The organism is Paracoccus sp. UBA5162 (assembly GCF_002413585.1).
Taxonomy (GTDB): Bacteria; Pseudomonadota; Alphaproteobacteria; order Rhodobacterales; family Rhodobacteraceae; genus Paracoccus.
This window is the reverse complement of sequence record NZ_DHXG01000097.1, coordinates 13,078-32,813: the sequence shown is the minus strand read 5'-3', so window position 1 is coordinate 32,813 and position 19,736 is coordinate 13,078. Positions and strand designations below refer to the sequence as shown.

Sequence of the window (19,736 nt, the reverse complement as noted above, 5' to 3'; positions counted from 1 at the left end):
CTCGCCCTGTCGCGGAAAGCCGGGGGCTATTCTAACCCTCCGTCTCGTCCGTGTCGCCCTCTTCCGTGTCGCCCTGTTCCGCGATTCGCGCGACCGAAACCACGACCTCGCCATTGGCTGTATTGAACACCTTGACGCCGCCGGCGCTGCGCGAACGGAAGCTGATCCCCTCGACCGGCACGCGGATCGACTGCCCGGTCGAGGTCGCCAGCATGATCTGGTCGTCCATCTCGACCGGAAAGCTGGCGACCAGCGGGCCGCCGCGCATGGCCCGGTCCATCGCCATCACGCCCTGGCCACCGCGCCCGCGCACCGGATATCCATGGCTGGAGCTGATCTTGCCCGCGCCCCTGGCGGTGATCGTCAGGATCAGATCCTCGGCCGCCGACATTCGGGCATAGCGTTCCTGGGTGATGCTGCCCTCGGCCACGGCTTCTTCGTCCTCGTCGGCCTCGGCTCCGTCATCCAGCGCCCCGGCGACCGCGCGACGCATCTTCAGATAGGCCGCGCGCTCGGCCGGATCGGCCTCGAAATGGCGGATCACCGACATGCTGACAACGCTGTCGCCATCTGCCAGACGGATGCCGCGCACGCCGGTCGAATCGCGGCCCTTGAAGACCCGGACTGCGGTGGTCGGAAAGCGGATCGCCCTGCCCTGCGCCGTCACCAGCATCACGTCATCCTCGACCGTGGCCATCCGCACGCCGATCAGGCTGACGCCTTCGGGCAGCTTCATGGCGATCTTGCCGTTCGACTTGACATTGGTGAAGTCCGACAGGGCGTTGCGGCGCACATCGCCCTGCGATGTGGCGAAAACGGCCTGATATGCCTCCCATTCCGTCTCGGGTGCATCGACGGGCATCAGCGCGGCGATGGACACGCCCGGCTCGATCGGCAGGATGTTGACGATCGCCTTGCCCTTCGCGGTCCGTCCGCCCAGCGGAAGGCGCCATGTCTTCAGTCGGTAGACCATGCCGTCCGTGGTGAAGAACAGCAGCTCGGTATGGGTATTGGCAACGAACAGCGTCGTCACCACGTCATCTTCCTTGGTGGCCATGCCCGACAGGCCCTTGCCGCCGCGACGCTGGCTGCGGAACTCGGCCAGCGCCGTGCGCTTGATATAGCCGCCCGAGGTGATGGTGACGACCATGTCCTCGCGCTCGATCAGGTCCTCGTCCATCATGTCACCGGACCATTCGGTGATCTCGGTGCGGCGGGGCACGGCGAAGAGCTGTTTCACCTCGCGCAATTCGTCGCTGATGATGGCCATGATCCGTTCGCGCGAAGCAAGGATCGCCAGATAGTCGCGGATCGACTCGGCCAGGGATTGCAACTCGTCCGTGACCTCCTTGACGCCGATCTGGGTCAGGCGTTGCAGGCGCAAATCCAGGATCGCGCGGGCCTGGGTTTCGGACAGGTTATAGGTGCCGTCCTCGTTCACCGGATGCAGCGGATCGTCGATCAGACGCAGGTATTCGACAATGTCATGGGCGGGCCAGCGCCGTTCCATCAGCCGCTGACGCGCCTCGGCCGCATCGACGCTGCTGCGGATCGTGGCCACGACCTCATCGACATTGCTGACGGCGACCGCCAGGCCGCACAGGACATGGCTGCGTTCACGCGCCTTGCGCAATTCATGGGCCGTGCGACGAGCCACAACCTCTTCGCGGAAACTTATGAAATAAGTAAGAAAATCCCGCAGAGGCAGCTGCTCCGGCTTGCCCCCGTTCAGCGCCAGCATGTTGCAGCCGAAACTGGTCTGCATCTGGGTGAACCGGAACAGCTGATTCAGCACCACATCGGTCGTCGCGTCACGTTTCAGCTCGACCACGACGCGGACACCCTGCCGGTCGGATTCGTCCTGCACGCTGGCGATGCCCTCGATCCGCTTTTCCTTGGCCAGTTCCGCGATCCGCTCGATCATGCTGGACTTGTTGACCTGATAGGGGATCTCGTCGATGACGATGGCGAAACGGTCCTTGCGCGGCTCCTCGATATGGGTCTTGGCGCGGATGATGACGCTGCCGCGCCCCTCCAGATAGGCCTTGCGCGCACCCGACCGGCCCAGGATCATCGCGCCGGTCGGGAAGTCGGGGCCGGGAATGATTTCCATGATCCGCTCGGTCGGCAGATCGGGATCCTCGATCAGGGCCAGTGTGGCGTCCACCACCTCGCCCAGATTATGCGGCGGGATATTGGTCGCCATGCCGACCGCGATGCCGCCTGCACCGTTGACCAGCATGTTCGGAAACCGCGCCGGCAACACCGTCGGCTCGTGATCCTTGCCATCGTAATTGTCCTGGAAATCGACGGTATCCTTGTCGATATCGGCCAGCAGGAAATTCGCCGGCTTGTCCATGCGCACTTCGGTATAGCGCATGGCGGCGGGCGGATCGCCGTCCATCGAGCCGAAGTTGCCCTGCCCGTCCAGAAGCGGCAGCGACATCGAGAAATCCTGCGCCATCCGCACCAGTGCGTCATAGATCGCGGCGTCGCCATGGGGGTGATATTTGCCCATCACGTCGCCGACGGGGCGGGCGGATTTGCGATAGGGCTTGTCGGCGGTATTGCCGCTTTCGTTCATCGCATAAAGGATGCGGCGGTGGACCGGTTTCAGGCCGTCGCGCAAATCCGGGATGGCGCGGCTGACGATGACCGACATCGCGTAATCGAGATAGGACGTGCGCATCTCGGCCGAAATGTCGATGACGGGGCCGTCATGAGCCATTACCACCCGTTCAGGCGCGCCGTTTTCGTCACCATTGTCAGGGGTTTCGGGCAGATCGTCTTCTGGTGTGTCGGCCACGCTGGTTCCTCAACATCTTGTCGAGTGACGGTATAGCCGAGGGCGCGCGCGGGGGCAATCTTCGGCCGCCTTATGCGGTCTGGCCGGGCCATGGGCGCGGCGCCATCCAGCAAGCGGGTCGGGGCCTGCGACCGCGCGCGGTTGGGGGCCGGCCTCCCCGGCATCGCCGCCGGCGGCGACGCTGTTGCGCGCTGCTTGCTGTCAGTCCAGTGACATCCGCACAAGGTCGATCCGTGCGATCGGCTATCGGCGCCGCCGGCGCGGGCGGCCGCCGTCACCGGCATTGAAGGAGGGCGCAGGAAGGCTGACCACGCGGGACAGTTCGGGGAACGGATCGCTGGCATGGGGAATCGCGTTGGCGGCCACGAAATGTTCCTGAAAGCGCGGCGCGATTGCGGTTTCGACGCGCGTGATGCGGCGCACCTCGGCCTCGATCTCGGCACGGGCCGCGCGCGAACACAGCGCGATCCGCGCGCCCGTCCCGGCGGCGTTCCCGGCGCTCGTCACCCTTTCGGGCGCACAATCGGGGATCATCCCCAGAACCAGCGCGTGCAGGGGCGAGATATGCGCCCCGAAGGCCCCCGCCAGCACAACCCGGTCCAGCCGGTCGATGCCGAATTCGTCCATCAACAGCCGCGCCCCGGCGTAAAGCGCCGATTTCGCCAGCTGGATCGCGCGGATATCCCCCTGGGTCACGGCGATCACAGCGCCGTTCTCGGCGCTGCCGTCATGAAGCAGATAGGAATGGGTGCGACCCTGCGCGATGCAGCGCGACGTGCCGACCTGTTCGGCCGATCCGATCAATCCGCCCGGATCGACGATCCCGGCCATCCGCATCTCGGCCACCGCCTCGATGATGCCAGACCCGCAGATGCCGGTAATGCCGACGCCCCTGACGGCCTCGGCAAAGCCCGGCTGGTCGGACCACGGCTCGACGCCGATGACGCGAAAACGCGGCTCCTTGGTCACGGGGTCGATCCGCACCCGCTCGATCGCGCCGGGGGCGGCGCGCTGACCGCTGCTGATCTGGGCGCCCTCGAAGGCCGGGCCGGTGGGCGAGGAACAGGCCAGCACCCGCCTGCAATCGCCCAGAACGATCTCGGCATTGGTGCCCACATCGACGATCAGGACCGGGTTCCGGGATTTCTGCGGCTGTTCCGACAGCACCACCGCCGCCGCATCCGCGCCGACATGGCCGGCGATGATCGGCAGCACATAGGCGCGGGCGGCCGGGGCAATGCCCAGACCCAGTTCCGCCGCCGCGACCGTCAGCGCGTCCGAGGTCGCGGGCGCGAAGGGCGCCTGTCCCAGTTCGACCGGGTCGATCCCCAGCATCAGGTGATGCATGACCGGATTGCAGACGATGACGGCATCCACGATACGCGCCGCCTCGATCCCGGCCTCCGCCGCCAGCGTCCCGATCAGATGGCCCAGACCTTCGCGGACCGCGCGCGTCATCTCGGCCGCGCCGCCCGCATTCATCATCGCATAGCTGACCCGGCTCATCAGATCCTCGCCAAAGCGGATCTGCGGGTTCATCAGACCCGACGAGGCCAGCACCCGACCGTCATCCAGCGCCACCAGATGCCCCGCAATGGTGGTCGATCCCAGATCGACCGCCACCCCGCAAAGCGGCGACTCGGACAGACCGGGCCACAGATCGACCAGCAGCGGTGCCCGCTGCCCGTCATCGCGCACCACCGCCGTGACCTTCCACCCCGCCTTTCGCAGAACCTGCTGGATCCGCGCCAGAACGGGCAGATCCGCCCGCAGCCCCTCGATCCCCCAGGCCGAGGCCAGGGCCGCCGACAGGCGCTGGAAATCCCCGGTCGGATCATCCAGATCGGGCTCGGCCACCTCGACATAGAAGGGCCGCACGGCGGGATCCATCGCCATCACCCGTTCGGCTGCGGATTTGCGGATCACCTGCCTGTGCAACTGACTTTCTGGCGGCACGTCGATCACCAGATCCGACTGGATCCGCGCCTGACAGCCCAGCCGCCGCCCCGGTTTCAGCCCGCGGATGCGGTCATAACGTTCCTCGACCGCGTTGAACGGCGACAGCGCGTCACAGGCCACGGTCACGCCGTGTTTGGGAAACGCCCCATGGCCCGGCTCGACCTGACATTTGGAACATATGCCACGTCCGCCGCAGACCGAATCCAGATCGACACCCAGCCGCCGCGCGGCTTCCAGCACCGGCGTGCCCACCGGCACCCGACCCCGCCTGCCCGACGGCGTGAAGATGACAAGAGGATCGTCGGCCATGGAAAACCTCGCTTCAACGCCCCGATTATCGCCGGGTCGCGCGCGTCGCAACACCGCAATCCGCCTCAAATCGGCGCGTTTCCGACGTCTTCGTTGGACAAATACCCTCGGGGGGTGAATTGCGTTGCCCGCAACGCAAGAGGGGGCGCGAGCGCCCCCTCCCCGCGCGCCCGCAGGCGCAATGTCGCGGCCCTCAGGCGCCCTTGTAGATGTCCACCAGCTTGCCCAGCATTTCCAGCGCATCCTCGCGCGAACGCTGAAAGCTGTTACGGCCGATAATGCTGCCATTGCCGCCGCCGTCGCGGATCGCGCGGGCATCGTCATAGACCGCATCCGCGCCCTTGGCGGCGCCGCCCGAAAAGACCACGATCCGGCGCCCCGCGAAGGCCGCCTGCATGCAGTGCTCGACACGCTTCGCCTGCGTCGCGATATCGATCTTCTTGTCCTCGTAGACCTTCTTGGCTTCGGGCAGCATCAGGTGATCGGTGGACAGCTTGATCTTGATCACATGCGCGCCGATCAGCGCCGCGATCTGGGCGGCATAGGCGGCGATGTCGATGGCGGTCTCGCCGTCCTTGGTGATCGCCTCGCCGCGCGGATACGACCAGATCACGGTGGCAACACCCTTGGCTGCGGCTTCCTTGCGCATCGCGACGATCTCTTCGAACATGTCCAGCGCCATGTCGCTGCCCGGATAGATCGTGAAGCCGATCGCCGCGCAGCCCAGCCGTAGCGCGTCGTCGACCGAGGCCGTGACCGCCTGGTTCTTGCCGGCCGTGTCGGACATCAGGCTGTTGGCGCTGTTGACCTTCAGGATGGTCGGGATCTGGCCCGCGAAGCTGTCCGCCCCGGCCTCGATCATGCCCAGCGGCGCGGCATAGGCATTCAGCCCCGCGTCGATGGCCAACTGATAATGGTAATGCGGATCATAGGCGGCAGGGTTGGGCGCGAATGACCGCGCCGGCCCGTGTTCGAAACCCTGATCGACGGGCAGGATGATCATCTTGCCGGTGCCCGCCAGCCTGCCGGTCATCAGCATCCGCGCCAGTTGCGCTTTCACCCCCGGCGTCTCGCCCTCGTAATGGGCCAGGATCCGGCGAACCGTGTCGGTCATCTGCATCGAAAAACTCCTTTGTGCTGGCGGTTGAATAGCATAGGCGCCGGGACTGGCAACGCTGGTGACGCTAACAGCCGGGGCGGGCAACGGTTTTCAACCTGAGGTGATGATCCGGCGCCCTCCCGGCCGACGGCGATGCAGCCCGGCGGCCGCGGGACCGTGCCAAACGGTCCGCGCCCGTCGGCCATCAGACCGTGTCGAGATACAGTTCGACCGTTTCCTCATCGGACAATTCGGCCATGTAGTGCAATTCCTGCCGCTTGGTGCGCAGATAATTGTCGATCAGATGTTCAGGAAAGATCCGACGAATCTCGGGGCAGGTATCGAAGGCATCGATCGCCTCGCCCCAATCAACCGGAAGCTGGGCCAGTTGCTGATCATAGGCATTGCCCTTGAAGGGCGCGGGGGCCTGAAGCCTGTCCTCGATCCCGTTCAGTGCCGCGCCAAGGATCGCCGCGACCGTCAGATAGGGGTTCACATCGCCACCCGCGACGCGATGTTCGATCCGCCGGGCCTTGGGGCCCGAAGACGGAATGCGGATCGCCGCCGTCCGGTTTTCATAGGACCAGCCGATCCCGGTCGGTGCATGGGCGTTGGGCACCAGCCGGTCATAGGAATTCTCGTGAGGCGCGAATAGCAGCGTCGATCCCGGCATGGCACGCAGACAGCCCGCAACGGCATGGCGCAGGGCTTCCGTGCCCTCGTCGCCGCCATTGTCGAAGATGTTCCGGCCATCCTTCGCGAGCACCGAAAAATGCATGTGCATCCCGTTGCCCGGCCAGGCGTCATAGGGTTTGGCCATGAAACTGGCCGCGAACCCGTAGGACCGCGCCACGCCCTTGACCAGCATCTTGAACAGCCATGTGTCGTCGGCGGCCTTCAGCGGATCGGCCTGGTGCATCAGGTTGATCTCGAACTGTCCCGGTCCGGCCTCGGAAATCGAAGTATCGACCGGGATGTCCATCGATTCGCAGGCATCGTAGAGCGTGGTGAAGAACTGGTCGAAGGCATCCAGGGCGCGCAGGCTCAGCACCTCGCCCCCGGTACGGCGCTTGCCCGAGCGCGGGCTGGGCGGCACGCGCAGGGTGCGGCCGGAATCGTCGATCAGGAAAAATTCCAGCTCGGTCGCCACGACGGGAACGAGGCCGGCGGCCTTGTAGCGGTCCACGACGCGGGCCAGGGCCTGACGCGGATCGCCGTCATAGGGCCGCCCGTCGGGATGGAACATCCACAGCGGCAGCAACGCGGTCGGCGCGTCCAGCCAGGGCATCGGCAGAAAGCCGCGTTCGGTCGGCAGCAGCAGACCGTCGGGATCGCCGGCCTCGAAGACCAGCGGGCTGTCTTCGATATCCTCGCCCCAGATATCCAGGTTCATCACCGAGAACGGAAATTTCGTGCCCTCGTCCACCAGCTTGTCGACGAAACGCGCCGCCACCCGCTTGCCGCGCGCGACGCCGTTCAGGTCGGCGGCGGCGACGCGGATGGTCTTGACGTCGGGATGTTGTCGCAGCCATTCCATCGGGATCATCTCAGCAGTTGCGGGCGGTATTTCAAACCGCGGGTGGCGCCGGGCAGATGGCGGTTCAGCCGCCTGTTGGCGACCCCGAAGAGGCCGATCAGGACCAGCGTGGCAAGGATGAAATATCCGGCCGCGATGGGATAGGCGACAAAGGGGTTGAAGGTCTTGTCGGCGAAATAGCTGGCGTAATAAAGCGCATCCCCGCGCTGCTGGAAAGCCGGAAAGCCGGAAAAGAAGACCAGCGCCGTCGCCTGGAACAGAAAGATTGCCTCGTTGGTATAGGACGGCCATGCCAGCCGCATCATCGTGGGCCACGTTACCCGGCGGAACTTGGCCCAGCCGGTCAGGCCATAGGCATCGGCGGCCTCCAGATCGCCCTTGGGCACCGACATCAGCGCGCCGTGAAAGATCTGCGCCGAATAGGCCGAGGTGTTCAGGATCAGCACCAGCAGCGCCCCCGCCCAAGCCTTTGTCAGCCAGCTTGTCGCGACCGTGAAGCCCATAACCTCGATTCCCGCCCGTGGCAGCATCACCAGCGCCTGGTAGGCAAGGAAGAACTGGATGAACAGCGGGCTGCCGCGGAACAGGAAGACAAAGCCTTCCGCCGGCTTGCGCGCCCAGGGATTGCGGCTGGCCTTGGCGACAGCCAGCGCATTGGCCAGAAAGAAGCCGAAGAACAACGCCATGGCCGCGAAATAGAGATTCCAGATCATGCCCGATCCGATCAGCGTGACCTGGTTGCAGAGGGTGAAATCGCTGCGCGGCAACAGCCGCTCGCCGATGCCGACCGAACGCAGGGCGTAATTGCCGATGTCCTCGGCACAGGGGATCATGCCGGCCCCGCCTGGCGCAACGCCTCGCCGCCCATCGTCGCCTGCCCGGCCGAAAGCCGCCGGGTCAGCCGAGCCAGCACCCGTTCAGAGACCCAGGTCATCAGCAGGTAGAAGACCAGGATGGCCAGAAAATAATAGAGCCGCCAGTCGGGATGGGGATAGCTGAAAGCCTGCGTCTTGGCACCGCCCAGATCCCGCGCCCAATAGACGATATCCTGGATTCCCAGCAGGAACAGCAGCGGCGTCGCCTTGATCAGGATCATCCACAGATTGGAAAGCCCGGGCAGCGCATAGGTCCACATCTGCGGAATCAGGACGCGGCGGTTCACCTGCCGCTGGCTCATTCCATAGGCCTCGGCGGTTTCCAGCTGCGCGCGCGGGACCGCATTCATCGCGCCATAGAGGACATTGGCCGCAAAGGCGCCGAATACAACCGAGAAGGCGACCACCGCCAGCGTGAAGCCATATCCTTCATGAACCCATTCCGGGCTCGTCGACAGCGGCATCTTGGCCGCCGCGCAGACGTTGAACTCGTTGCCCTGCCAGGGCGAGACAGGGTTGTCGCACAGGGCCCTGCTGCGCAGGAACTCGATCCCCTGATCCAGCGCGATGGGCACGAACAGAAAGAAGATGATGTCGGGGACGCCCCGCACCATCGCGGTGTAGATCTTGCCGAACCAGCGCAGGGGCGCGATCCGCGAACGCGAGGCCATCGCGCCGCCAAAGCCGAACAGCAGTGCCAGCGGCGCGGTCACCGCCAGCAACAGCAGCACCGTGCCGAAACTGGCATAGAACAGCAGATGCTTGCCCGATGTGAGGTAACACATCAGCCAGCTCAGCCCTTCAAGGGCTTTCGGATCGGCGCACTGGGCGAACATCGGATTGCGGCCGCGACCGAAAAGACGCGGCCAACCTTTTCAGATCATTCGAAAACCTTGGCGTCTTCGCCAAACCATTTCACGATCATCTCGTTCAGGCTGCCATCATCCTTCATCGACTGGATGGCGGTGTCGAACGTCTTCTTCAGATCGGTATCGGATTGACGCATCCCGATGCCGATACCGCCGCCAAGCGCGACCGCTTCGCCGGCCCAGACCAGTTCGCCATTCGATTCCGCGACCGAGGGTGCCAGGAAATCCTTGTCGGCGAAGACGGCGTCGGCCTCGCCGTTCTTGACGGCGGCGATGGTTTCGTCTCCGGTCGCGAATTCCAGCAGCGTCGCACCGGTTTCGGCCACATGGGCGGCCTGGATCGTGCCGGTCTGCGCGGCGATCACGCCGGCTTCGATGTCGGCATCCGCAGACAGCGCCGCATAGGCGCTATCGGCGGGCGGCGTATAGTTCTGGCTGAAGGCGATCACCTGCTCGCGCTCGGGGGTGATGCTCATCCCGGCCATGATCGTGTCGTAATTGCCCGAAACGAGGTTCGGAATGATCGAATCCCAATCATTCGTGACCCAGGTGCAATCCAGCTTGGCGCGTTTGCACAATTCATCGCCCAGTTCGCGTTCGAAGCCATCGACCTCGCCCGCATCGTTGATGAAGTTATACGGAGGATAGGCGCCCTCGGTGCCCATGCGGATCGTCTGGGCCATGCCCATGCCCGCGGTCAGCGCGAGGGCGGCGGCGGCAAGGATCAGTTTTTTCATTTTTCTCTCCTGTTGGTCGTCTCTTGTGAATTCCGAGTCTGGTGAACCTTAGGCGGCCATCGTCGCGCTGAGGAACTGGCGCAACCGCTGGGTCTGCGGATCGTTGAACAGCCGGTCCGGCGGTCCTTCCTCGCAGATCACGCCCTGATGCAGGAAAACGACATGGTCGCTGACATCGGCGGCCAGCCGCATGTCGTGGGTGACAAGGATCATCGTGCGGTGTTCCGCCGCAAGATCCTTGATCACCTTGACGACTTCCTGCTGCAATTCCGGATCCAGCGCGCTGGTCGGCTCGTCGAACAGCAGCGCGCGCGGCTGCATGCACAAGGCACGGGCTATGGCGGCGCGCTGTTGCTGACCGCCCGACAGCTGCGCCGGCCAGGCATCGCACTTGTCGCCGATGCCGACCTTGTCCAGCAGATCGCGGGCGCGACGCTCGACCTCGGTGCGAGGCTGGCCAAGCACCGTAAGCGGTGCCTCCATGACGTTTTGCAGCACCGTCATGTGCGACCACAGGTTGAACTGCTGGAAGACCATCGACAGGTTGGTTCGGAACCGCGTGACCTGCGCCCGGTCGGCCGGCGCGCGATGCGGGCCCTGGCCCTTCCAGCGCACCGCCTCGCCGTCAAAGACGATCTCGCCCTGCTGGCTGTTTTCCAGAAGATTGCAGCAGCGCAGCAGCGTGGACTTGCCCGAGCCGGACGAACCGATGAGGCTGAGCACATGCCCGCGCGGCGCGCTCATCGAGACGCCCTTCAGCACCTCGAGCTGGCCATAGGCCTTGTGCAGATCGGTGATGCGGATCACCGGCTGGTCCTGGGTCATGTCGGGCGTCTTGTCAGTCATGATCCGCGCATTGGGCGACAATCGGGCCGGTTTTGCAACGGGTCTCACGCGCGTCCGGCAGGGAAAGCGGCAAGTGCCGCAACGTCAGGCGATCTCGATCGAATATTTCTCGATCACCGTGTTTGCCAGCAAACCCTCGCACATCCGCGCCACCTCGGCGCGGGCGGTATCGGGATCGGCGGCGTCCAGATCCAGTTCGATCAGCTTGCCCTGACGAACGCTGCCGACCCCGCGATGGCCCAGCCCGCCAAGCGCGTGGCGGATCGCCTCGCCCTGCGGGTCCAGAACGCCGTCCTTCAGCATGATGGTAACGCGGGCTTTCATCGCTTTGTCCTTCAATTGATCGCGGTCGGCTTCAGGCTGGTCGTGTTGGCCGGCATCAGGCCCAGCCGGCGGGCGACCTCGGTATAGGCATCGGTCAGATTGCCCAGATCGCGGCGGAACACGTCCTTGTCCAGTTTCTGCCCGGTTTTCACGTCCCACAGGCGGCACGAATCGGGGCTGATCTCGTCGGCGACGATCAGGCGCATGAAATCGTTGTCCCAGACCCGGCCGATCTCGATCTTGAAATCGATCAGCTTGATGCCGACGCCGTAGAAGACCCCAGACAGGAAATCGTTCACCCGCAGGGCCAGGCTGACGATGTCGTCCAGATCCTGTTGCGTGGCCCAGCCGAAAGCGATGATATATTCCTCGGAAACCATCGGATCGCCCAGTTCGTCGTTCTTGAAGCTGTATTCGACGATCGGGCGCGGCAGCAGGGTGCCCTCTTCCAGGCCCAGCCGCTTGGACAGCGAGCCCGCGGCGAAATTGCGCACGATCACCTCCAGCGGCACGATCTCGACCTGGCGGATCAGCTGCTCGCGCATGTTGATGCGGCGGATGAAGTGGTTTGGCACACCGATATTGGTCAACCCGTTCATGAAGAATTCAGACAGACGGTTGTTCAGCACGCCCTTGCCCTCGATGGTGGCGCGCTTCTGGGCGTTGAAGGCGGTGGCGTCGTCCTTGAAATACTGGACCAGCGTGCCCGGCTCGGTGCCTTCGTAAAGGATCTTGGCCTTGCCTTCATAGACTTTCTTGCGCCGCGGTGCCATCTGGGGCCGTCCTTTCGCCTGTCGCTCGTCCTGCGGCTTATCGCAGAACCGTCCTCGGGGGCAATACGAAGGCTTGCAGCGCGGCCTTCCAGCAGGGATAACGGGACGGACCGATAGCAGGAGGCCACGAGATGACCACCTTTGACGACCGCGAGCGTGGATATGAATCGAAATTCGCGCATGACGCGGATCTGCAATTCCGGGCCGAGGCGCGGCGAAACCGGCTGCTGGGCGAATGGGCCGCCGGTGTTCTGGGCAAGACCGGCGAGGATGCGCGGACCTATGCGATGACGGTCGTGACCTCGGATTTCGAGGAACCGGGCGAAGAGGATGTCTATCGCAAGGTCGCATCCGACCTGGAGGGCAAGGCCGACAGCGCGACGATCCGCGCGAAGATGGCCGAGCTGACGCTCGAGGCGCGCCGGCAAATCCTGGAAGAGGGCAAGTAGGATCCCGCCGCCGGGCGCCGCAGGACAGGCGACATTGCAGGCTGCATTTGCGTTGCGGGCGCCTTGCCGACCGATGCAGGGTCAAGGCCCGGCACGCGGCGGGCGATGACCGAAGGGCCCAGGTCGATGTCCCGACGAGACCCGGCATTCCTTGGGGCGCCATGACGGCGATCCGGGCAGGAAGCCGCACGAAAGGGCGCGAAGCCCTGTTCAGGCGGCGGCCGCCTCGGCGCGGGGATAGCGCAGGGCCATGGTGATCCCGCGCGCCGCATTCAGGATCATCAGCGCCGCCCACAGTCCGTGATTGCCGAAGATCGGCGGCAGCGTGACGACGGCCAGCCCATACAGCGCCACGGACTGGATCATCGCGATGCGCATGTCGCGGGTCATCGTCGCGCCGATGAAGATGCCGTCGAACATCCAGCTTGCAATGCCGATCAGCGGTGCGGCGCCCATCCAGAACAGGTAAAGGCGCGCCTCGGTCCGGACCGCCGGCGCCGTCGTCAGCAGATCGATGATCGCGCCGCCCGCGACCCAGAAGGCAAGACCCAGAACCAGCGCCCCGCCGATCCCCCATTGCGAGGTCAGGATCGCGGCGCGGCGCAACCGGTCGGGCCGCCGCGCCCCCACCGCCTGTCCCACCAGGCTTTCGGCCGCAAAGGCGAAACCGTCCAGCGCGAAGGCGGTCAGCGACAGGAACTGCACCAGCACCTGATTGGCCGCCAGCGTCACATCCCCTTGCGCCGCGCCCAGAAACAGGAACGAGGTGAAGCTGGCCTGCAACAGCACGGACCGGATCATGATGTCGACGTTCACGCGCAAAAGCCGGTTCAGCTTGTCGCGGGCAAACAGCGTGGTCAGCCGCCGCGCCGCGCCGGCCGCAGCGCGCAGGGCGTGGCGGGCGAAATACAGCCCCAGAACCACCCCACCCCATTCCGAGATCAGCGTGGCCCAGGCGACCCCCGCGACGCCCAGTCCCAGGCCCAGCACGAACCACAGATCCAGCATCACGTTCAGCCCGTTCTGCAAGACCTGCAAGGCCAGCACGGCGCGCGTGCGCTCGATCGCGATCAGCCAGCCGGTCAGTGCGTAAAGCGCGATGGTCGCGGGCGCGCCCCAGATGCGGATCGTCAGATAATCACGGGCCAGCGCCTCGACCTCGGCCGAGGCCGGGGCCAGGCGGAAGGCGGCCCAGAAGAGCGGCGCCCGAGCCAGTATCATCGCCAGCCCGACCGCACCGGCGATGGTCAGCGCACGCAGCAGATGGGCGCCGACCTGCGCGCCGTCGCCCGCGCCGTGGCTTTGCGCGACAAGCCCCGAGGTGCCCATCCGCAAGAAGCCGAAGACCCAGTAGATCGAGGTCAGGATGACCGCGCCGATGCCAACCGCGCCGATGGGTTCGGCTTGACCAAGCTGGCCCACTACGCCGGTATCGACCAGCCCCAAGAGCGGCACGGTCGCGTTCGACAGCACGATCGGCAAGGCGATGTTCAGCACCCGCCGATGACTCAGCGGGCCGATCTCGGGCGCGGCCATCGCTCAGGGCTGCGGCATCAGGAAATGGCCGGTCGCCTGTGCCATAAGGCGGGCGCGGTTATCCTGCCAGGCCTCGACATGGACGCTGGCATAGCGCCGGCCCGACCGTACCACACGGGCGCGGGCATAGGCATCGCGTGGCAGGCCCGATCGCAGGTAATCCACCGTGAAGCCGATCGTCTTGGGCAGGCGCGGCAGGCTGTCGGGAACCGCCGCATCCGGCGCGATGCGGCCGGATTCCAGATCCTCCCACATCGCGGACCATGACAATTCGATGATCGCGGTCACCTCCAGAAAGGCGGCCGTCACGCCGCCATGGATCGCGGGCAGCGCGGGGTTGCCGATCAGCTTGTCATCGAAGGGCAGGATCGCGGTCAGCTCGTCGCCCCTGCGATCAAAGCGGATGCCCAGCCATGTCATGTAGGGCACCCCCGTCGCCAGCGCCCGCAGCGCCGAATCGCGGCGCGTCTTGATCTGGTCCAGCGGTTCGTTGCGGTCCATCATCGCGCCTGCCTTTCCGCGGTGAAGGTGCCGGCGGCGGTGGCGACCGGGTTGTCGCCGTCCTCGTCCAGCGCCACCGCGCGAAGAAAGGCGACGCTGCGGGTCATGTGATAGCATTCCGCCCGCGCGGTGATCCGCTGTCCCGGCGCCGCCCCGCGCATGTAGTCGATGCGCAGATCGATGGTCGCGGTGGATCGCGGGCTTGAGGGATGCGACATCACCGCCGCGCCGCAGCAGGTGTCCATCAGCGCCGAGACGACCCCGCCATGAACGATCCCCGTCCGCGGATCGCCGACCAGATGTTCGGACCAGGGCATGCTGATGGTGGCCCGCCCCTCGCCCAGATCGTCGACGCGCATTCCCAGGGCCCGCGCGTGGGGAATGCTGTCGATGAATTGCTGCGCGATCCGTGCCCGATCGCCGCTGTCCAAGCCGCCCGATTCGTCCGTCATCGCGTTCTCCTGCCACCTGGCCCCGCGCAAGGCTTACCCGCGCCCGCCCCGGCTGCTCAACCCCTGCCCGGCCGAATGCGCGTTCCGGTTGAGATGCGCGCGCCGAAACGCTAGCCTTTGAGCCAGCGGCAGGGAGATCGGGATGGCCGAGGAGCAGACAATCTCTTTCAAGGACATGTGCGCCCGTTTCGACGTGACGCCCCGCACCCTGCGCTATTACGAATATATCGAACTGCTGAGCCCCCGAAAGGAAGGCCGGGCGCGATTCTATGGCGCGCGCGAGATCGCGCGGATGACGCTGATCCTGCGCGGGCGGCGTTTCGGATTCTCGCTGGAAGACATCCGGCAATGGCTGCTGATCTACGAACAGAAGGGCTCGCGCCAGCAATACGAGGTCTGGCTGGATCTGGCCGACCGGCAGCTGGGGGTGCTGGACCGCCAGATTGCCGACCTTCAGGCGGCGCGGCAGGATCTGGCGGAATTGCGCGAAACGGCCGCTGCCGAACTGAAGACCATGAAGTGACGCGGCGTTCCATCTTTACGTTCGCGTCAACTTCGCGCTATCGGTGGCCACAGAAGGGCAGCCGGTGAACGAGGAGGAACCGCACCCCATGTCCGAAAAGCTGATGACGATCCGCCAGATGTGCGAGGCGTTCGGCGTCACCCCGCGCACGCTGCGCTTTTACGAGGCGCGCGAACTGATCTTTCCCGAACGTCGCGGCCAGCACCGGCTGTATGATCGCAGGGATCGCGCGCGGCTGACGCTGATCCTGCGCGGCAAGCGGTTCGGTTTCAGCCTGGAACAGATCCGCCAGCTTCTGGAGCTGTACCAGCCGGGCGGAGCCAACAGGACGCAGATCGCCGCGACCATCGGGATCGCGCGCGAACGCCTGTCGGACATGGAAACCCAGTATGCCGAACTGAGCGAGGCGATCGCCGATCTCAGGCAGCAACTGGCGGATGCGGAAGACCGGCTGGCCGCTGCCCCGCGCGACACCTCGAGAGGATAGAGCCATGCCGATCTACACCCCCCCCGTCCGCGACCTGCAATTCGGTCTGCACGACGTGCTGAAAATCCAGCAATCCGGCCTGCCCGGCCATGACGAGCTGGATCGCGATTTCACCGAGGCCGTGCTGGACGCGGCGGGCAAGCTGTCGACCGAGGTTCTGGCGCCGCTGAACATGGTTGGCGACCGGCAGGGCTGCCGGCTGGAAAACGGCGTGGTGCGCACCCCGGACGGGTTCAAGGCGGCTTTCGAGCAGATGAAGGAAGGCGGCTGGACCGCGCTGGATTGCGACCCCGAATATGGCGGTCAGGGGATGCCCTATGTCCTGGGCCTGGCCACGGGCGAATTGTTCGTCAGCGCCAACATGGCCTTCAACATGTATCAGGGCCTGACCCACGGCGCCTATTCCGCCATCCACGCCCATGGCACCGATGAACAGAAGCAGACCTGGCTGCCCAGGATGGTCAGCTGCGACTGGACCGGCACGATGAACCTGACCGAGCCGCATTGCGGCACCGACCTGGGCTTGCTGCGCACCAGGGCCGAACCGCAGGATGACGGCAGCTATCTGATCACCGGGCAGAAGATCTTCATCTCGGCCGGCGATCACGACATGGCCGAGAACGTGATCCATCTGGTGCTGGCCAAGGCGCCGGGCGGCGGCGAGGGCACCAGGGGCATCTCGCTGTTCATCGTGCCCAAGTTCCTCGTCAACGAGGACGGCTCGCTGGGCGATCGCAACGGCGTCTCGGTCGGCAATCTCGAAGAAAAGATGGGCATTCACGGCAACGCCACCTGCGTGATGAATTACGACGGTGCCAAAGGCTGGCTGCTGGGCGATCTGCACAAGGGAATGCGGGCCATGTTCACGATGATGAACGAGGCGCGGATGGGCGTAGGCCTGCAAGGCTATGCCAGCGCAGTCGCCGCCTATCAAAGCGCGGTGGATTATGCAAAGGACCGGCTGCAGGGCCGGGCCGTGACAGGGGCAAAAAACCCCTCGGGCCCGGCCGATCCGCTGATCGTGCATCCTGATATCCGTCGCAGCCTGATGGACCAGAAAAGCTTTCTGGAAGGCGCGCGAATGCTGTCGCTGTGGGGGGCACATCTGATCGACAAGGCCCATCAGGGCGACGCGGAAGCCGAAGGGCTGATCTCGCTGCTGACCCCGGTCATCAAGGGCTTTCTGACCGACAAGGGGTTCGAGACGACGGTTCTGGCGCAGCAGATCTACGGCGGCCACGGCTATATCGAGGAACATGGCATGAGCCAGTTCGTCCGCGACGCCCGGATCACGATGATCTACGAAGGCGCCAACGGCGTGCAGGCACTGGATCTGGTGGGTCGCAAGCTGGCGGCCGCGGGCGGCAAGCCGATCACGGGCTTCTTCGAGATGATAAAATCCTTCTGCAAGGACCATGCCGAAGGCCCCCTTGCGGATGATTTCATTGCGCCGCTGAAAGCCGCCTCGAAGGATCTTCAGACGGCCGCAATGTTCTTCATGGAACGCGGCATGAAGAACCCTGACGACGCGCTGGCGGGCAGCTATGACTTCATGCACCTGCTCGGCCATGTCGCGCTTGGCTTCATGTGGGCGCAGATGGCGGTCGCGGCCCACGCGGCTTTGGCGGCCGGCGGCGATGCGTCCTTCGCGACCACCAAGCTGGCCACCGGACGCTATTACATGCAGCGGCAATTGCCGATGACGGCAACGCATCTGGCGCGTATCCAGTCGGGTGCCGATCCCGTCATGGCACTGGATGCGGAAGCCTTCTGATCCGGCACTCAGGGCAGAGAGGCCGCATGGGTATTTGTGCAACGAAGATGCACAATGAATGTGCACCGGAAGGTGCGCCCCGGCCTCTTCCCCCTTCCGGCGGATCAGGCGTTATCGGCCCAGAAACCGGGGCGGCTTCTCCGTTGGCGGTCATCGGCTCCCCAGCCTGTACCGCAATCGGGGATCTAGCAGGGCAGGGTTGAAGAAGGGTTAATCGGTGCCCTTCTTCGTTGTGGAAATACCCCGCGGGGGTGCGGGGGCGCGAAGCCCCCGCGGTGAAGGAGGAATGATGACGGCAATACTCTGGTGCTTTGGCGAATCGGGCAATGCCTACAAGGCGGCGCTGACGATGGAACTGGCGGGCTATGGCTGGCGACCCGTCTACGTCGATTTCTTCAATGGCGAGACGCGCGGCCCGGAATTCCGCGCCCTCAACAAGATGGGCGAGGTGCCGGTCTTTCGCGAGGGCGACCTGACGCTGACGCAATCGGCCGTGATCCAGATGCATGTCGCCGAGAAAACCGGGCGGTTCATGGGCAGCGACCGCAACGAAACCTTGCGCTGGTTGATGTTCGACAACCACAAGCTGTCGGCGCAGGCCGGACCGTTGCGGTTCCTGATGAATTTCCTGCCAGCCGAGAAGCGCCCTCAGGGCGGCATCGACTGGCTGAGGGGGCGTCTGAACGCCGCCCTGACGATCCTGAACGATCATCTGTCCGACCGTGCCTGGGTCGCTGATGACACCCCGACCATCGCCGATTTCGCCTGCTGCGGCTATCTGTTCTACCCCGAGCCTTTTGGCTTCGTGCGCGGCGACTGGCCAAATATCGACCGCTGGCTGGACGGCATCTCCGCCCTGCCCGGCTGGAAAAGCCCCTATGACCTGATGCCCGGAAACCCTTCGGACCGGGCGCCCAAGGAGGATACATGACCGACGCATTCATCTATGATGCCGCCCGCACCCCGCGCGGCAAGGGTCGAGCCGATGGCAGCCTGCACGAGGTCACCTCGCTGGCCTTGTCCGCGCGGCTGCTGAACGCCGTCAAGCAGCGCAACAACCTGGAAGGCCACGCGGTCGAGGACCTGATCTGGGGCAATGTCACGCAGGTCAAGGAGCAGGGGGGCTGTCTGGCCCGAAGCGTCGTTCTGGCCTCGGATCTGGACGAATCCATCCCCGGCCTGTCGATCAATCGCTTCTGCGCCAGCGGCATGGAGGCGGTGAACCTGGCCGCCAACCAGATCCGCGGCGGCGCGGGCAGCGGGTATCTCGCCGGTGGCGTGGAAATGATGGGCCGCGTGGGCATGGGCAGCGATGGTGCCGCCATCGCGGTCGATCCCGGCCTGGCCATGAAAAGCTATTTCGTCCCGCAAGGCATCAGTGCCGATATCATCGCCACCGAATACGGCTTTACCCGCGAGGATGCCGACGCACTGGCCGCCGAAAGCCAGCGCCGCGCGTCACGAGCGTGGGAGGAGGGCCGGTTCGACCGCTCGATCGTGCCGGTTCTGGATCAGAACGGGCTGACCATCCTGGATCGCGACGAATACATGCGGCCCGGGACCAAGGCCGAGGATCTGGCCAGGCTGAAACCCAGTTTCAAGGACATGGGCGAGACGATGCCCGGCTTCGACCGGGTGGCGATGCTGAAATATCCGCATCTGGATCATATCGAGCATATTCACCATGCCGGAAACAGCAGCGGCATCGTGGACGGCGCCGCCGCGGTGCTGATCGGAAACGAGGATTTCGGCAAGGCATGGGGCCTGAAACCCCGCGCCCGCATTCGTGCCACCGCCAAGGTCGGCACCGATCCCACGATCATGCTGACCGGGCCGGTGCCGGTGACCGAAAAGATCCTGCGCGACAGCGGCCTGTCGAT

The 19,736-nt window shown here is 65.1% G+C and carries 19 protein-coding genes; 6 read left to right on the top strand and 13 right to left on the bottom strand.

All coding sequences use genetic code 11. The annotated features are described in order from the left end of the window. Positions 1 to 31: 31 nt before the first annotated feature. From gyrA to purC, 10 genes are all read right to left on the bottom strand, one after another. Positions 32 to 2,728: a DNA gyrase subunit A gene (gene gyrA / locus B4A72_RS15650; protein ID WP_292950651.1), complete on the bottom strand. Its 2,697-nt coding sequence runs from the start codon at positions 2,726 to 2,728 to the stop codon at positions 32 to 34. A 321-nt stretch (positions 2,729 to 3,049) separates the two neighbouring features. Beyond that, positions 3,050 to 5,074 carry an ASKHA domain-containing protein gene (locus tag B4A72_RS15645; protein ID WP_292979068.1) on the bottom strand — a complete coding sequence of 675 codons (2,025 nt, stop codon included), beginning with the start codon at positions 5,072 to 5,074 and terminating at the stop codon, positions 3,050 to 3,052. Between the two features lie 193 nt (positions 5,075 to 5,267). Further along, the gene (locus B4A72_RS15640; protein ID WP_292950635.1) at positions 5,268 to 6,194 is read right to left on the bottom strand and encodes a class I fructose-bisphosphate aldolase; all 927 of its coding nucleotides are present in this window, start codon (positions 6,192 to 6,194) and stop codon (positions 5,268 to 5,270) included. Positions 6,195 to 6,378: 184 nt separating this feature from the next. Continuing rightward, positions 6,379 to 7,710 carry a glutamine synthetase family protein gene (locus tag B4A72_RS15635; protein ID WP_292950633.1) on the bottom strand — a complete coding sequence of 444 codons (1,332 nt, stop codon included), beginning with the start codon at positions 7,708 to 7,710 and terminating at the stop codon, positions 6,379 to 6,381. A gap of 5 nt (positions 7,711 to 7,715) precedes the next feature. Further along, positions 7,716 to 8,543 carry an ABC transporter permease gene (locus B4A72_RS15630; RefSeq protein WP_414692506.1) on the bottom strand — a complete coding sequence of 276 codons (828 nt, stop codon included), beginning with the start codon at positions 8,541 to 8,543 and terminating at the stop codon, positions 7,716 to 7,718. Further along, positions 8,540 to 9,421, bottom strand: coding sequence for an ABC transporter permease (locus tag B4A72_RS15625; RefSeq protein ID WP_292950631.1), 882 nt, complete (start codon positions 9,419 to 9,421; stop codon positions 8,540 to 8,542). Before B4A72_RS15625 ends, B4A72_RS15630 begins: the two co-directional genes overlap by 4 nt. A gap of 44 nt (positions 9,422 to 9,465) precedes the next feature. After that, positions 9,466 to 10,191 carry a transporter substrate-binding domain-containing protein gene (locus B4A72_RS15620; RefSeq protein WP_292950629.1) on the bottom strand — a complete coding sequence of 242 codons (726 nt, stop codon included), beginning with the start codon at positions 10,189 to 10,191 and terminating at the stop codon, positions 9,466 to 9,468. 48 nt (positions 10,192 to 10,239) lie between these two features. Next, positions 10,240 to 11,037, bottom strand: a complete 798-nt coding sequence (locus tag B4A72_RS15615) for an ABC transporter ATP-binding protein (RefSeq protein ID WP_292950627.1) — start codon at positions 11,035 to 11,037, stop codon at positions 10,240 to 10,242. An 84-nt stretch (positions 11,038 to 11,121) separates the two neighbouring features. Then, a complete protein-coding gene (gene purS / locus B4A72_RS15610; protein ID WP_292950625.1) occupies positions 11,122 to 11,361 on the bottom strand; it encodes a phosphoribosylformylglycinamidine synthase subunit PurS in 240 nt (79 codons plus the stop codon). 11 nt (positions 11,362 to 11,372) lie between these two features. Next, entirely contained in the window at positions 11,373 to 12,134 is a 762-nt protein-coding gene (purC, locus tag B4A72_RS15605) for a phosphoribosylaminoimidazolesuccinocarboxamide synthase (RefSeq protein WP_292950623.1), read from the bottom strand. A 131-nt stretch (positions 12,135 to 12,265) separates the two neighbouring features. Here purC and B4A72_RS15600 point away from each other — a divergent pair, with 131 nt between their 5' ends. Continuing rightward, on the top strand, positions 12,266 to 12,583 hold the full coding sequence (locus B4A72_RS15600; protein ID WP_292950621.1) for a DUF1476 domain-containing protein: 318 nt from the start codon (positions 12,266 to 12,268) through the stop codon (positions 12,581 to 12,583). A 210-nt stretch (positions 12,584 to 12,793) separates the two neighbouring features. Here B4A72_RS15600 and B4A72_RS15595 read toward each other — a convergent pair whose 3' ends face one another. From B4A72_RS15595 to B4A72_RS15585, 3 genes are read right to left on the bottom strand one after another with little or no spacing between them, the layout of a single operon-like run. Next, positions 12,794 to 14,119 carry an MATE family efflux transporter gene (locus B4A72_RS15595; protein WP_292950619.1) on the bottom strand — a complete coding sequence of 442 codons (1,326 nt, stop codon included), beginning with the start codon at positions 14,117 to 14,119 and terminating at the stop codon, positions 12,794 to 12,796. A gap of 3 nt (positions 14,120 to 14,122) precedes the next feature. Further along, positions 14,123 to 14,623 carry a PaaI family thioesterase gene (locus B4A72_RS15590; RefSeq protein ID WP_292950617.1) on the bottom strand — a complete coding sequence of 167 codons (501 nt, stop codon included), beginning with the start codon at positions 14,621 to 14,623 and terminating at the stop codon, positions 14,123 to 14,125. Continuing rightward, a complete protein-coding gene (locus B4A72_RS15585) occupies positions 14,620 to 15,072 on the bottom strand; it encodes a PaaI family thioesterase (protein ID WP_292950615.1) in 453 nt (150 codons plus the stop codon). Before B4A72_RS15585 ends, B4A72_RS15590 begins: the two co-directional genes overlap by 4 nt. A 142-nt stretch (positions 15,073 to 15,214) precedes the next feature. Between B4A72_RS15585 and B4A72_RS15580 the strand changes: the two genes are divergently transcribed. From B4A72_RS15580 to B4A72_RS15560, 5 genes are all read left to right on the top strand, one after another. Continuing rightward, positions 15,215 to 15,595 (top strand): MerR family transcriptional regulator, encoded by a 381-nt coding sequence (locus tag B4A72_RS15580; protein WP_292950613.1) that lies wholly within the window; start codon positions 15,215 to 15,217, stop codon positions 15,593 to 15,595. 88 nt (positions 15,596 to 15,683) lie between these two features. Next, positions 15,684 to 16,082 (top strand): MerR family transcriptional regulator, encoded by a 399-nt coding sequence (locus B4A72_RS15575; protein ID WP_292950611.1) that lies wholly within the window; start codon positions 15,684 to 15,686, stop codon positions 16,080 to 16,082. 4 nt (positions 16,083 to 16,086) lie between these two features. Next, positions 16,087 to 17,856 (top strand): acyl-CoA dehydrogenase C-terminal domain-containing protein, encoded by a 1,770-nt coding sequence (locus B4A72_RS15570; protein ID WP_292950609.1) that lies wholly within the window; start codon positions 16,087 to 16,089, stop codon positions 17,854 to 17,856. A 289-nt stretch (positions 17,857 to 18,145) separates the two neighbouring features. Next, positions 18,146 to 18,787: a glutathione S-transferase family protein gene (locus B4A72_RS15565; protein WP_292950607.1), complete on the top strand. Its 642-nt coding sequence runs from the start codon at positions 18,146 to 18,148 to the stop codon at positions 18,785 to 18,787. Next, the coding region (locus tag B4A72_RS15560; RefSeq protein WP_292979066.1) for an acetyl-CoA C-acyltransferase at positions 18,784 to 19,736 on the top strand (953 nt) is incomplete at its 3' end. The genes B4A72_RS15565 and B4A72_RS15560, both read left to right, overlap by 4 nt.